General features: G+C 37.6%; 15 protein-coding genes and 2 riboswitches. Of the genes, 6 read left to right on the top strand and 9 right to left on the bottom strand.

The genetic code is table 11. From position 1 onward, the window contains the following. A partial coding sequence (locus AC52RT_RS17335; RefSeq protein WP_495541901.1) for a proline dehydrogenase family protein occupies positions 1-674 on the bottom strand: 674 nt, incomplete at its 3' end. Positions 675-855: 181 nt separating this feature from the next. Between AC52RT_RS17335 and AC52RT_RS17330 the strand changes: the two genes are divergently transcribed. After that, positions 856-1125 (top strand): hypothetical protein, encoded by a 270-nt coding sequence (locus AC52RT_RS17330; protein WP_495541900.1) that lies wholly within the window; start codon positions 856-858, stop codon positions 1123-1125. A gap of 17 nt (positions 1126-1142) precedes the next feature. Continuing rightward, on the top strand, positions 1143-1478 hold the full coding sequence (locus AC52RT_RS17325) for a spore coat protein (protein ID WP_495541899.1): 336 nt from the start codon (positions 1143-1145) through the stop codon (positions 1476-1478). Between the two features lie 31 nt (positions 1479-1509). Here AC52RT_RS17325 and AC52RT_RS17320 read toward each other — a convergent pair whose 3' ends face one another. The 3 genes from AC52RT_RS17320 to AC52RT_RS17310 form a co-directional block, all read right to left on the bottom strand. Continuing rightward, positions 1510-1761 carry a DUF2573 family protein gene (locus tag AC52RT_RS17320; RefSeq protein ID WP_495541898.1) on the bottom strand — a complete coding sequence of 84 codons (252 nt, stop codon included), beginning with the start codon at positions 1759-1761 and terminating at the stop codon, positions 1510-1512. Between the two features lie 55 nt (positions 1762-1816). Then, the gene (locus tag AC52RT_RS17315; RefSeq protein ID WP_495541897.1) at positions 1817-2860 is read right to left on the bottom strand and encodes a GGDEF domain-containing protein; all 1044 of its coding nucleotides are present in this window, start codon (positions 2858-2860) and stop codon (positions 1817-1819) included. Positions 2861-3022: 162 nt separating this feature from the next. Beyond that, entirely contained in the window at positions 3023-4195 is a 1173-nt protein-coding gene (locus tag AC52RT_RS17310) for an FtsW/RodA/SpoVE family cell cycle protein (protein ID WP_495541896.1), read from the bottom strand. A gap of 370 nt (positions 4196-4565) precedes the next feature. Next, a riboswitch (Lysine riboswitch) is annotated at positions 4566-4745 on the top strand. Between the two features lie 92 nt (positions 4746-4837). Here AC52RT_RS17310 and AC52RT_RS17305 point away from each other — a divergent pair. After that, a complete protein-coding gene (locus tag AC52RT_RS17305; RefSeq protein ID WP_495541895.1) occupies positions 4838-6286 on the top strand; it encodes an amino acid permease in 1449 nt (482 codons plus the stop codon). Between the two features lie 158 nt (positions 6287-6444). On the opposite strand, the gene AC52RT_RS17300 is transcribed toward AC52RT_RS17305, so the two are convergent. From AC52RT_RS17300 to AC52RT_RS17290, 3 genes are all read right to left on the bottom strand, one after another. Continuing rightward, positions 6445-6993, bottom strand: a complete 549-nt coding sequence (locus AC52RT_RS17300) for a YhcN/YlaJ family sporulation lipoprotein (RefSeq protein ID WP_495541894.1) — start codon at positions 6991-6993, stop codon at positions 6445-6447. A gap of 81 nt (positions 6994-7074) precedes the next feature. Beyond that, complete coding sequence (gene sugE / locus AC52RT_RS17295) at positions 7075-7395, bottom strand: quaternary ammonium compound efflux SMR transporter SugE (RefSeq protein ID WP_340847084.1); 321 nt, start codon at positions 7393-7395, stop codon at positions 7075-7077. Positions 7396-7470: 75 nt separating this feature from the next. Continuing rightward, positions 7471-7565: riboswitch (guanidine-I (ykkC/yxkD leader) on the bottom strand. Between the two features lie 10 nt (positions 7566-7575). Continuing rightward, positions 7576-7920, bottom strand: coding sequence for a DUF948 domain-containing protein (locus AC52RT_RS17290; RefSeq protein WP_495541893.1), 345 nt, complete (start codon positions 7918-7920; stop codon positions 7576-7578). A 187-nt stretch (positions 7921-8107) separates the two neighbouring features. On the opposite strand from AC52RT_RS17290, the gene AC52RT_RS17285 reads away from it, so the two are divergent. After that, positions 8108-8317 carry a hypothetical protein gene (locus AC52RT_RS17285; protein ID WP_040375873.1) on the top strand — a complete coding sequence of 70 codons (210 nt, stop codon included), beginning with the start codon at positions 8108-8110 and terminating at the stop codon, positions 8315-8317. 75 nt (positions 8318-8392) lie between these two features. Here AC52RT_RS17285 and ltaS read toward each other — a convergent pair whose 3' ends face one another. Next, a complete protein-coding gene (gene ltaS / locus AC52RT_RS17280) occupies positions 8393-10342 on the bottom strand; it encodes a lipoteichoic acid synthase (protein WP_495541892.1) in 1950 nt (649 codons plus the stop codon). A 731-nt stretch (positions 10343-11073) separates the two neighbouring features. Here ltaS and AC52RT_RS17275 point away from each other — a divergent pair. Continuing rightward, entirely contained in the window at positions 11074-11343 is a 270-nt protein-coding gene (locus AC52RT_RS17275) for a DUF1450 domain-containing protein (protein WP_495541891.1), read from the top strand. 146 nt (positions 11344-11489) lie between these two features. Here the strand turns inward: AC52RT_RS17275 and AC52RT_RS17270 are convergent, their stop codons facing one another. Next, positions 11490-11636: a hypothetical protein gene (locus tag AC52RT_RS17270; protein ID WP_495541890.1), complete on the bottom strand. Its 147-nt coding sequence runs from the start codon at positions 11634-11636 to the stop codon at positions 11490-11492. Positions 11637-11796: 160 nt separating this feature from the next. Here AC52RT_RS17270 and AC52RT_RS17265 point away from each other — a divergent pair, with 160 nt between their 5' ends. Next, positions 11797-12291, top strand: a complete 495-nt coding sequence (locus AC52RT_RS17265) for a cupin domain-containing protein (RefSeq protein ID WP_495541889.1) — start codon at positions 11797-11799, stop codon at positions 12289-12291. Positions 12292-12475: the final 184 nt, after the last annotated feature.

Raw genomic sequence — 12475 nt, 5'->3', positions numbered from 1 at the left:
TGCGTAGCAATGGCCGTATAATTTCCATTTTCTAAATGCATCCGGATAATGTTTTTATAGTTTTCATCGACATTCTTCTTTTCTGGGAAAGCCACCTCAGGTGATTCTTTGTATGCACCCTTAACAAGACGAAGATTAGGTTGAAACTCATTTAATTCTCGAATATCTTGTTCTGTTCGGTAAAGATAAGCTTGGATAACCGTACCAATATTGTCATATTCCCTTTTTAGCTTTTTAAAAATTTCGATCGTCTTACCGCATCGTTCGTAATCTTCCATATCAATGGTAATAAATACATTATGTTCTTGCGCTTTATCAAGAATCCTTCGCATGTTATTCATGACAACGTTTTCATTTAAGTCCAGACCCATAGACGTTAATTTTAAAGAAAGCTGTGAGTTGAGACCCCGTTTACCAATCTCTTCAATCGCAATGAGACAATTTTCAGCCATTTCATTCGCTTCTTTTTCATTATCCACAAATTCACCCAGGTAATCTATCGTTACAGCTAACCCTTGATCATTTAAATCCTTAATCGCTTCTGCTGCAAAATCAATTGTTTCTCCAGCCACAAACCGTTTTGCTCCAAAGCGCAGCCCATATCTTTTAGCTAATTTTGTCATACCTCTATTTTTCGATAAGAACAGAAAAAAATCTCTCATTGCTTTCTCCATATAGCTGCCTCCTGTATCCCTCCCTTTTATAAAGCAAGGGGAAAACTATCGCAAGATTATATTACCATTTATTTAATATAATGGATATATAATTCAAATCTTCAAAAAATATTTATTTTGTATAGTTTTTTTTGACGAGGGGAAAGTAAGAAAGTTCGTTTACTTGAAAAGGAGGATACAAATGCAGAACCAATCATTTGAACAGTCCAATCAGCAGCAAACACAAAGCACCATGGCACAACCTCCGAAGGTTATAACATCTAAGGATGCTCTCTATATTACAGACATGCTTTCATGGAATTTGTCAGCACTTAAAAAAGCCCATTTCTACGCAACTCAGTGCACGGACCCTCAGCTTGTCACGGCGATAAATGAATGTGGACAAATGCACCAAAGACATTATGAGAAAATTCTCTCACACTTGGATGCCGGTCAACAACAACTACAATAGTCTGAGGAGGCTTTCCTATGGATAATCAAAACCAAAATAAAGTTCAGAATCCAGAAACACCAGTACCTAAAACGCCGCAAATGAACGAGCGGGATTTTATCAATGATCTTTTAAGCACAGAAAAGTATATGAAAAGTTCCTATGATACGGCAATTAATGAAGCAAGCCACCAAGAGTTATATCAAGACATTCTTTCTATCTATAATGAAACAGCCGAGATGCAGCGGAACTTATACAATCTAATGTTCCAAAAAGGCTGGTACAGTCTCGAAAAAGCTGAGACTCAGAAAATAAGCCAATCACATCAACAATTTACTGACTACGAAAACCAATTTCCTTATTCTCTTCATTAAAAAGAAAAGGAGGCTTTACGCCTCCTCCTTATTATTCAGTTGATTTATTGCGGTGAGCATCATTCAATTGCTTAATCTCCGCAATCAGCTGTATCATTTCTTGTTTACTGTCTGGATAGATTTGATTCCAATGTTTAACGAGTGCAGGCATGGTTTTTGAAATCTGAGTATATAACGCATAATAACGAACTTTTTCCTTCAATTCTTCCTCGCCGCTTCCAAGTAATAGCTCTGAATATTTTTCGAGGAGTGCGTCAAATTGTGCTTTAAACTGTTCAGTCATCAAATTCCTCCTTTACTAGCTTCAATGATTAAATAGTATGAATGATTGACTAGAATTAGCAAGCCCGACACCTGTTCCGCTTCGCTTCATACAATTGATTATCCGCTGATTTAACATACTTCTCTACACTCTCCATGTCCTGAGGAACAAAAGAAGTTGCTCCTGTACTTACGGTTACATAGGCACGATCAGTTGACACTGAATGCGGTATTCTCAATTTTTCTACTTCTTGTCTTAATCTAGCAGCCAGTTTCGTGCTAGTGTATTCATTCGCATTCGGAAGGATGACCGCAAACTCTTCACCCCCATAACGAAACACCTTTCCTGAATCATTGACCGTTTTCTCCAAGACTTTCGCTATTTTTTTAAGACAAATATCTCCTTCTATATGACCATATGTATCATTAAATTTCTTAAAATAATCAATATCAAGCATAATCAGCGTCATTGTTTTTTTTTGTTTACGCATGTCCTCCCATACGTCATGTAAGTATTCCTCAAAATAACGCCGGTTTGGAATTCCAGTTAACCCATCTGTTAAGGATAGGAGCTTCAACTGATTGTTACGATTTTGCATCTCATTTCTATATTGAAGTAAGAAAGATACTTCTGTAAAAACGATAACTACTTCATCTATTTGTCTCTTCTTTGAAAGAATTGGATTAGTGTGCAGAAGAAGCCATTTCTCTTGACCGCTGCTTTTATGCTTTAAGCCAATCATTTGGTTTTGCATGGGCTGCTCATTCCTTAGTGTTAGAATAGATGGCCGTTTTTCTCGTGCTATAGGTAAACCATATTCATCTATAAGCTCCCAATCATCCATGCTTTCAGAAGGATTAGCAAACAGAATTTCTTTCCCTTTTTCATTAATTGTCGTCATCTTTCCTTGATGATTAAAGGTGGCGGTTCCATAGTGAATAAGGTTATTCTTTTGGTTCTCGGTTTTATATACATGGATTACGCAGCATCCATGTATCAGGCCAACAATAAGCAGGTAAACCAGATGTATGTTGAATAGCAGCCCCATCATAATAATAACTAGTAAACTGATTCCGATTATATAGTTATTTGAACCATGGCTTTTTGAGTATGTATGCATGCTGTAGTCCCCCGGGATAAATTTCTTTTCTACCTATTCCCTTTTTACCAGGACTAAAAACCTATAAATTCAGTTTTTACCTAATTTTAGACTATAAAAACCAACTAAAAAAAAAGCCTATTGCTAATGACCTGAAAAGGTCTTAACAACAAGCGTTTTTTACTAACTATTTGAAGAAAACATGTATTTTTTATAATGATAGCGGATGCTGAAGATCAGTCCCATAGCCATCATATTCCCCATTAGTGAACTTCCTCCATAACTGATAAATGGAAGAGGAATACCCGTAATTGGCAAGACCCCAATTGTCATCCCAATATTTTGGAAGACATGGAAAGTAATCATACTAATCACACCAACACAGAGATATGTATAAAAACGATTTTTCGTATACATGCCAGTTTTGGTTAAATGATATATTAATAAGAAGAATAAACTAATCAAAATACTTGAACCAACAAAACCAAATTCTTCGCCAATTACACTGAAGATAAAATCGGAATGACTTTCCGGGAGGTAGACTTCACGAGAACCGATACCTTTACCCGTCGTTTGTCCTGAGCCAATTGCCAGCAGTGACTTAGTCAGTTGAAAGCCCGTTGTACTCGAATAGTTATACGGATCAAGCCAAGAGTAAATCCTACCGAACTGATATTCCTTTACGCCTAAATATTTTTCTAGTAAGGCAGGCTGTTTCAATACTAAATATAAAATCAATGATCCAATTGAAGCAACCGCCGACACAATCGGCAAAAGTATTTTCCATGATATTCCTGAAATAAACATCATTCCAAGCATGATGGCTATAAACACCATTGAAGTCCCAAGGTCAGGCTGCTGCATAACAAGTGCAAGTGGAACCATTGTAACAATACCTAATTTAATTAACAGCCATAAATCTGTTTTAATTGTTTTTATCATGAATTTTGGATGATGACTAGAGATCGTTTTGGCCAATCCCATGATCAGGAAGACCTTCATAAACTCCGACGGCTGAATGGATCCAAGTGCCGGGATGATAAACCAACTCTTAGCACCATTTCGAACTGGTACGATACTTTCTGGTGCAATAATAAGTAAAAGTAACAAGAATAGTCCAAAACCGTATGCATACCAAGAAATTTTCATTAATTGATCAGAATCTAAAGTTATTACCGCTGCGATAATGCCCACACCCACGGCATACCAGAATATTTGTTTTACTAGAAAGTTTTCCGTATACTGCCCTGTTGTCATAGCACTGTATATGGCGATACAACTAGAAATACATAATAGAAATAAGATAAAAACTAAGGTGTAGTCGATGCGATTTGAAAATCTATTTTGCTGTTCCATTTTAAATCTCCCCTAACAATGCAAGCACTACTTAAAGCCATTTATCCATTATACTTTATCCAAGCAAAATCTCAACTATATCGCAGGATGGATAATATTTCATACCGTGCAAGAAGGTATACATTTTGGTTTTATTTGCTTTTATAATGACCGCGTTGTAGAAAAGCTCTTCATAACGACCATATTACTACCTCTAGAACAGATTGGAAAACCTCCATGACCGTAGTCAACTAGAAAAAAATCCAGCACGGTTATTGTCTAATTGAATGCATTAACGCATAAATAGAATTGCTTCCATATTTATTCATTGCACTCTACTTTAAAGTCATTTATAATTTTAACATAATTAATTTAATACTTCCTCATTAACCGATGAGTTAGAGGCTGCAGCTTATAAAAGTATGAAGGACGAGATTCAATGAAAATTTTTGACTCCTTCAGAAAGGATAAGTTGCCGAAGTTTGGGTATAACATTGTATACCCACGCTGGCGATGTTTTCAAATAGGAACATCTCTGTCACGTTTTTTAACGTGGGGTGCTATCTTCGGAAGGATAAACGGACTGTCAACAGCCGTCGATCTTTTTCGACTGCTGTTTTTTTGTGCCTTTTTTCTTCTAAATATTAAAGGAGTGTTAGTTCAGTGAAGAATTCACAATCATCAAACGGTCAACTACAACGTGGACTGAAAGCACGGCATTTAACAATGATCTCTCTAGGCGGAACCATTGGTACTGGTCTTTTCCTTGCCAGCGGGGGAGCCATTCATACGGCTGGACCAGGCGGAGCATTAGTCGCATATGCAGCAATTGGACTTATGGTTTACTTTTTAATGACTGGCCTAGCTGAAATGGCAGCGTACATGCCTGTCACTGGTTCATTCAGGGTTTATGCTTCACGATTTATTGATCCTTCTTTCGGTTTTGCGATTGGATGGAATTATTGGTATAACTGGGCAGTCACCATTGCAGCTGAGCTTGCCGCTGTTGTGTTGATTATGAAATTTTGGTTTCCAGACAGTCCGTCTCTTCTTTGGAGCGCGCTTGCTTTAATTATAATGTTTTTGTTTAATTACATGTCTGTTAAAGGATTCGGTGAAGCAGAATATTGGTTTGCTCTTATTAAAGTCATAACCGTTATCATCTTCTTAATTACCGGTATATTAATCATTTTCGGAATCATGGGTGGAGAAACAATCGGTTTCTCTAACTTTACAATTGAAGGTGCACCATTTAACGGCGGATTTTTCACCATTCTTGGTATCTTTATGGTGGCTGGCTTCTCATTCCAAGGAACAGAACTTCTAGGAATTGCTGCCGGAGAAAGTGAGAATCCAGAAAAAACAATCCCTAAGGCCATCAACTCCGTTTTCTGGAGAATTATCTTATTTTATATTTTAGCGATCTTTGTCATCGGAATGATTATTCCGTATACAGACGCTCGTCTTCTTAGTGAAAACGTTGCGGTTAGTCCATTCACACTCGTGTTTGAACGAGCAGGACTTGCCTTCGCAGCTTCCTTAATGAACGCCGTTATCTTAACATCTGTTCTTTCTGCTGGTAACTCTGGAATGTATGCATCAACACGGATGCTATGGGATCTTGCACGGGATGGGAAAGCCCCTAAGTTCCTTGGTAAACTAGATAAGAGAGGCGTTCCAGTTAATGCACTAATTATGACAAGCCTTGTTGGTACCCTTGCCTTTTCTACTACCCTCTTTGGTGATGGTGTGGTATACGTCTGGCTCCTAAATGCTTCTGGTATGGCCGGGTTTGTCACGTGGGTAGGTATCGCTATTGCTCATTACCGTTTCAGAAGAGCCTATGTAGTCCAAGGAAGAGATTTAAACGATCTTCCCTATCGGTCAAAGCTATTCCCAATTGGCCCTATATTCGCTCTAGGCGTCTGTCTCGTTGTTATATTCGGGCAAAACTATGAAGCCTTTACCGGTGGTTCAATTGATTGGTTAGGGGCAATCAGTGCATATATAGGCCTGCCTTTATTCTTTGTACTTTGGTTAGGCTATAAATTCATCAAAAAAACAAAAGTAATTCCTTTAGAAGAATGTGACTTTACTACAGAAGAAAAATAATAATGCGTACAAAAACCAGCCTCCCAATTTTGGAAGGCTGGTTTTTGTAAAATCAAATATATCTGAACAGGGCTTCCGCACAAGAAAGTAGCTGTTGCGCACAGCACATACCTGTTTTCGCACAAAAATGAGCTCGAAGCGCATCTGAAACCATCTCACTAATATGCCCGCGGGAAAACCCGTTTTACTACAGAACTGAATTCTTCATACATACCTGAGAGTGGTTTTCCATTCCTCACATCTCTTGCATATTGATCCATTCGCTTAACAAAGTTAGGACTAGTGGAAATGTAAACATGTTTGACTGTACGATCTGCTTCTCTCACTTTTTTGGCTATTCTCTGCTTTACCTCTTTAGAAAAACGCGTCTGTTTATCATCTGTAAGCTGTGCGGCAACATATGCCTGATCCCCAACCACGATTACCGTTGAACGTTTAATCTCTTTCAAATCATTCAGGCTTTTAGAAATGTCTTCTGACAGGCGCATATCTTTTCCGTTAGTATTGTCTCTAACTCCCGCATCATTTGTATTAACATTTCTCGGCGTTATATAATCTCCGTTTCTAACTTGATTTACATTAGGTGTATTAGGGTTGTCTCGATTATTCATCCCTACATCCGTATTCTGGTTATCATTATTGGCTGAACATCCTCCAATAAATATGGCCATTACACTACTAGCTATAATTGCGGCAGATTTTCTCATCATTTTCACTCCTCTAAGTTGATACAGTTATTATCCGCCGTATCAATTGATTTATTCTTATGGAGTAAAAATGATCATGCCTTAATTAGAGGAGGTAACTTTCAACCCTATAATTCCAACCAATATAAATCCAACAAAAACTAAACGAGAAACACTTCTTGGTTCATTAAAAAGAATGATTCCCATGATTACGGCACCCAATGCGCCAATACCAGTCCAAATTGCATAAGCAGTTCCAATTGGAAGCGTCTTAATAGCTGCTGAGAGAAAATAAAAACTAATAACCATTCCAATGATTGTTACAACCGTAGGCCATAATTTAGTGAATCCCTCTGTATACTTTAGACTGATTGCCCAGACCACCTCAAAAACTCCTGCAATAAGTAAAAAAATCCACGCCATATCCAATCTCCTCCTTGAATCATGCTGCATATTAATTAGTTAAGACCAAAAAAAGCCCGGGAGGTATCCATAGATATCTCCCGGGCTTTTATCCCTCCGTGTACGCAAATTCGCGCGTTTCTCTCGGACCAGACCAGGCATTAACCTGCGGAACCCTAGAAACTTATTGTTTATTCTATTTTAAACCCGATCCCGTTTTCTAGCACTGACAGCAGGATTTTTGACATTCATTCCTTTAACAGCATACCATACTTGTTTTAATGACGCTGGAACAGCTTTTACAGAATCCATAGTATATTGAACTGATTCTTTTTTCAACTGTACATCATCAGTAATCGCCTGCTGTGTCTGAGTCAAATGAGCCGCTTCTTCCTTAAGCAATTCCATCCTTCCTTGTAATCTAACGGACGTTTCATTAAGGCTTTTTAGGGCTGGCTTCATATCTTTATATGTCTTAAAAGCCCGAAAAGCAAGATAAGCTAAGGAAAAAATCACAATTACTAAACTTAAGTAGACAATAAACATTCCGTATCCTCCTCCATTTAAATGGTCATTACCCTACTTTACCCTTTCCACACTATAAATAACAACTATCTATCTGTACATAATGAAATTCGACTGATTTACTCATAAGATAACCAAAATTTCTATGATTAAAACCAACTTACTGGGTAAAACTAGACCCATCATTGAAATAAAGGAGGCAGAATGGATGGATATCAGTCTCGTTTGGAGAACAGGATTTATCATTCTTGCAGTCATGTTCTTATTAAAGGAGGCAAAAAACAAGTCTTTAGTTCGAATTACCATTTCTCAAGCTATTGTGTTAATTGCCACTGTTATTCTTCTCATCCACCCTTTAACCAGCGGTAATGCGTGGATAACATTTGCTACATCCTACTTAATCATTATGGTCCTATAAATTAAAAACCCTAACCTTAACTGGTTAGGGTTTTTAAAAAGCTGCCGAGTTTATCTCGACAGCCGGATACTTCTATTATTTTTCCGAATCTGTTTCTTCTTCGGTATTTGTGTAATCGTAATTTGCTGGGTCAATCGGTTTAAAGCCATTAGGAGTATAGAAGCGAAGCAAGTCTCCATTAACTACTTTATCCGAAAGCTCGAGCATAGTTTGAGCCATTTTCTGATTTTGAATGATTTCTTCATTTTCTTCGACCAGCTCACCCGTATTTGTATCATAGTTTTTGCCTTTTAAAACCGTATAATTTGGAGTGATAAAATCACCATTACGGAATGGGACCACTTCACGGTGCTCTTTCGATAATAGGTCTGTACCAAATTGAACATAATCTTTAGTATCAATGCCTAATAAGTGAAGCATCGTTGGCATTATATCAATTTGCCCGCCATATTGATGCATCTCGCCGCCTTCAACACCAGGAACATGAATTAATAGCGGTACACGCTGTAATTGGGTATTTTCAAATTTATTAACTTCTTTACCAAGCACTTGAGACATAGCTGCATTATGGTTATCAGAAATACCATAGTGATCACCATACATAATAATGACAGAATTATCATATAGTCCAGACTCTTTCAGGTAAGTAAAGAATTGTTCCAAAGCCTCATCTGCATATCTTGCCGTTTGGAAGTAATTATCTACCGATGAATCACCAGTCGTATGTTTCTCAATCGTTGCTTCTTCTGGATCAAGTGGATATGGGAAGTGATTAGACAAGCTGATAAACTTGGCATAGAATGGCTGTTCCATTGTTTCAATTAACGGAATAGACTCTTCAAAGAACGGTTTGTCTTTTAATCCGTAGTTCATCACATCATCTTCATTCATATCATAGTAACTAGCGTCAAAGAATTGATTGAAGCCAAGTGCCTTATACATTTTGTCCCGATTCCAGAAACTTTTATAGTTACCATGGAATACAGCTGATGTATATCCTTTTTGCCCTAAAATAGCAGGAGCAGACTGGAATGTATTCTGAGATTGTGTTGTGAAGGCCGCTCCCTGAGGCAGACCAAACAGAGAATTCTCTAACATAAATTCTGCGTCTGCTGTTTTACCTTGGCCGGTTTGGTGGAAGAAGTTATCAAAGTACATAAAGTCCTTGCTGTCAGCAAGTGAATTTAAGAACGGTGTTACTTCTTCGCCGTTTAATTTATAGTCAATGATGAATTCCTGAATGGATTCAAGGTGAAGATAGATAATATTTTTTCCTTCAGCTTTACCAAAGTATTCAGGGTTTGGTGAGGCTGTAGTAGCCTTCGTATAGTTCACAACCTCAGCAATATCTGAACTGTTAGCTGTTGCACGCTGAGCATATGTCTTTGTATTTTGAATTGCATCATATACCGTATAATTGTACATACCTAAATATTTAACAATATAATTTCGGTCAAACGTTTTTTTAAGGAGCTGCGGGCGATCCTGCTCCGCCAAGCCTAGATTAACTGAGAAAATAGCAACCGCGCAGGCAAAGACCACTGCTACCTTACGGCGATTCATTCTTCCTGTTTCGACTTTTACTGTTTTAAACAAGTAAAGTCCTAATAAAATCACTGTATCAAGGAAATACATAAAGTCATAAGGATTCATAAGTGCCGTAATACTTTGTCCAAGATCTCCAGCATTTTTTGTTTGAGTCAGGGTAGGAAGTGTTATGAAATCACTGAAAAAGCGATAATACATAATGTTCGCATATAAGAGGAAAGACATAACAAAGTTTAATCCAATAATCCATTTATATGCTTTTTTCCCTCTAGCTAAAAGCGCAAGCCCAAAGATAAACATGGCTGAACTAACTGGGTTAATAAATAGCAGAAATTCCTGCATTTTACTTTCTACTCCTAAGTTAAATTCAACACGGTATCCAATATATGTCTTAATCCAGAAAAGTACAACCGCAATTAAGAAGAAACCAATTAGTTTATGTCGCAATAAAGATTGGCCCTTTTTTAATTTGTCCATATAACTTTTTCACCTCTATTAATCTATTAGTTAGATTTAATTGTCATTCAAAAATAAAAAGCCCTCAAAACAGCATTAGAGAGACTTTGCACATAAAGTAAATAGTATCACTCTTGGTGAAGATGTCAAGAAAAATACAAATTTTTACAATTGAAGCATCAGTTCACTTGTCTATTTGCGTAAAAGGACAAATCTGCTGCTTGCCTTAATCATCTTATGAAAGGTTTTACATAAAAATAACAAATTAATGCTACGACATTTATATTACCACTTTCACGTTAAATTTTCCACTTTATCTATTTATCATTAATGAGTATATAGACTCCCTTAGGTTTAGCCCAAACTTATGATATGTTGATGTACCATGCTTTGTACACCTATATTAAACCTTTTCTTCAATATGTAAATATGTAAATATGCCTAATCTAAACCATTTATTTACATTTATTCGAAATATCAAACAAGCTGTTGTTTCACAGCCTATTTTACTGAGAATTATGTAATGCCTTCTTCAATTTCTTTCACCATTACTGAAACAGTTTCTACCCTTCAGGCAGATAGATACCTTAGAATCGTCCGCATACATACTGAAGAAAAAAAGAATCATAGCGTTTAACCTAGATAATTCCTAAGCTTCTTCGAGGTTTCCAGACAATGGTTGATAATCGTGTTGCAGACGTGTCGGTGATATAATATGGATGACCATACTAAGCTAAAGGATGAGATTAGAGATGCCAACATTCCTTTCTAAGATATTTTCAAGCAAAAAGAAATTAAAAGTGGAGTTCTGCCAAAACAATTTGGATCAATTCGTTGATGAACAATCATTTCCTCGATATGAAGAATTTTTTTCATCAAATCGTGTTGAATATAAAGAATACGAATGCCTAAGCGAGTGTAAAACCTGTAGACAATCACCTTATGCTAAGGTTGACGGACAGATACTAACTACCGATACGGCATTTGAATTATTAGAAAAGCTAAAAGCTCATTCACAATAAGAACCCCCTATCACAGCTAAGGGGTGTTTTTGGTCTGTACTGATTCAACCATTTCTCCAGATCAATACATGCCGCAAATTTCTCCACATCTCTTCCTATAGATAGGTCCCCGGCAACAGCTAGAACGATCGCCCCTAATTCCTCCGCTACCGCCGCTTTAACCTGGAACAGTAACTCCTCGTTCCGTGCACACAGTGCCAAAACGCTCCCTGTTTTGCAAAAGCTAGTGCGAGCTCTCTTCCTAATCCTTTTGAAGCACCCTTGATGATAACCACTTGGTTAGATGTTTCCATTTATTAGTCCCCTTTCCATTTGCTGATTTACACCTTTATCTTACGCGCAGGAAGAGGCAGCATCATCGCCAATTAGATGGAAGATTCTCTACACTTTAGCCATACGTGGTTTTGCTCAAGCAAGAAAGGGAACATATTTAGAAAAAAGCTGGAGGTGCCTATGGATAGTCAAAGTCTTCACTTTAAGGATGATGGAATCATCCCCAACAACCCCGTTCTACCGGTTCTTATTTACAAACATGCATTTGGAAAAGGAAATGAGATAGAAGAAAGATTCAGCAAAAACAATTGGAGAAACAGCTGGGAAGGAGGGATTTTTGATTATCATCATTTTCATAGCAATACTCATGAAGTTCTTGGTGTGATGCAGGGCACAGCGACCATTATGCTTGGTGGTGAGCAAGGACAGTCTATTGAAGTGAAAACAGGTGATGTAATGATCCTCCCAGCAGGGACTGGACATAAATGTATTCTGGCAAGCCCTGATTTCATGGTTCTAGGCGCTTATCCAAATGGGAGGACTTACAATTTGAAAACAGGTGACTCTGGAAATCGCCCTGAGATGATTTCGGAAATAAAACAAGTACCCATGCCAGATTTTGATCCCGTATTCGGGAAAAACGGGCCCTTAATATCAGAATGGAGGAATGAATAAAAAGAAAGACTGTAGACACACTCGGGTGGAAATCGAGTTTGTCTACAGTCTTTCTTTAGTTTTTAAAATTAGCTGTTGATTTCCGATTCAGGCGTTTCGCTTTCTGCTGGCGGGCGGTGAGCCCGCAAGAGTCTTCACACCGACGCTCCAATCACGGTCACTCCAAATTTAATTTGGATTTTAG

The sequence above is a fragment of the Peribacillus sp. genome, from assembly GCF_059453735.1.
The sequence above is the reverse complement of the archived record's forward strand: the minus strand, read 5'-3'. Positions and strand labels throughout refer to the sequence as shown.

Bases quoted from the DNA above. Each gene is read 5' to 3' on its own strand.
- AC52RT_RS17330 (WP_495541900.1), top strand. From the start codon at position 856: ATGCAGAACCAATCATTTGAACAGTCCAATCAGCAGCAAACACAAAGC.
- AC52RT_RS17325 (WP_495541899.1), top strand. From the start codon at position 1,143: ATGGATAATCAAAACCAAAATAAAGTTCAGAATCCAGAAACACCAGTA.
- AC52RT_RS17320 (WP_495541898.1), bottom strand. From the start codon at position 1,761: ATGACTGAACAGTTTAAAGCACAATTTGACGCACTCCTCGAAAAATAT.
- AC52RT_RS17315 (WP_495541897.1), bottom strand. From the start codon at position 2,860: ATGCATACATACTCAAAAAGCCATGGTTCAAATAACTATATAATCGGA.
- AC52RT_RS17310 (WP_495541896.1), bottom strand. From the start codon at position 4,195: ATGGAACAGCAAAATAGATTTTCAAATCGCATCGACTACACCTTAGTT.
- AC52RT_RS17300 (WP_495541894.1), bottom strand. From the start codon at position 6,993: ATGAGAAAATCTGCCGCAATTATAGCTAGTAGTGTAATGGCCATATTT.
- sugE (WP_340847084.1), bottom strand. From the start codon at position 7,395: ATGGCGTGGATTTTTTTACTTATTGCAGGAGTTTTTGAGGTGGTCTGG.
- AC52RT_RS17290 (WP_495541893.1), bottom strand. From the start codon at position 7,920: ATGTTTATTGTCTACTTAAGTTTAGTAATTGTGATTTTTTCCTTAGCT.
- AC52RT_RS17285 (WP_040375873.1), top strand. From the start codon at position 8,108: ATGGATATCAGTCTCGTTTGGAGAACAGGATTTATCATTCTTGCAGTC.
- ltaS (WP_495541892.1), bottom strand. From the start codon at position 10,342: ATGGACAAATTAAAAAAGGGCCAATCTTTATTGCGACATAAACTAATT.
- AC52RT_RS17275 (WP_495541891.1), top strand. From the start codon at position 11,074: ATGCCAACATTCCTTTCTAAGATATTTTCAAGCAAAAAGAAATTAAAA.
- AC52RT_RS17270 (WP_495541890.1), bottom strand. From the start codon at position 11,636: ATGGAAACATCTAACCAAGTGGTTATCATCAAGGGTGCTTCAAAAGGA.
- AC52RT_RS17265 (WP_495541889.1), top strand. From the start codon at position 11,797: ATGGATAGTCAAAGTCTTCACTTTAAGGATGATGGAATCATCCCCAAC.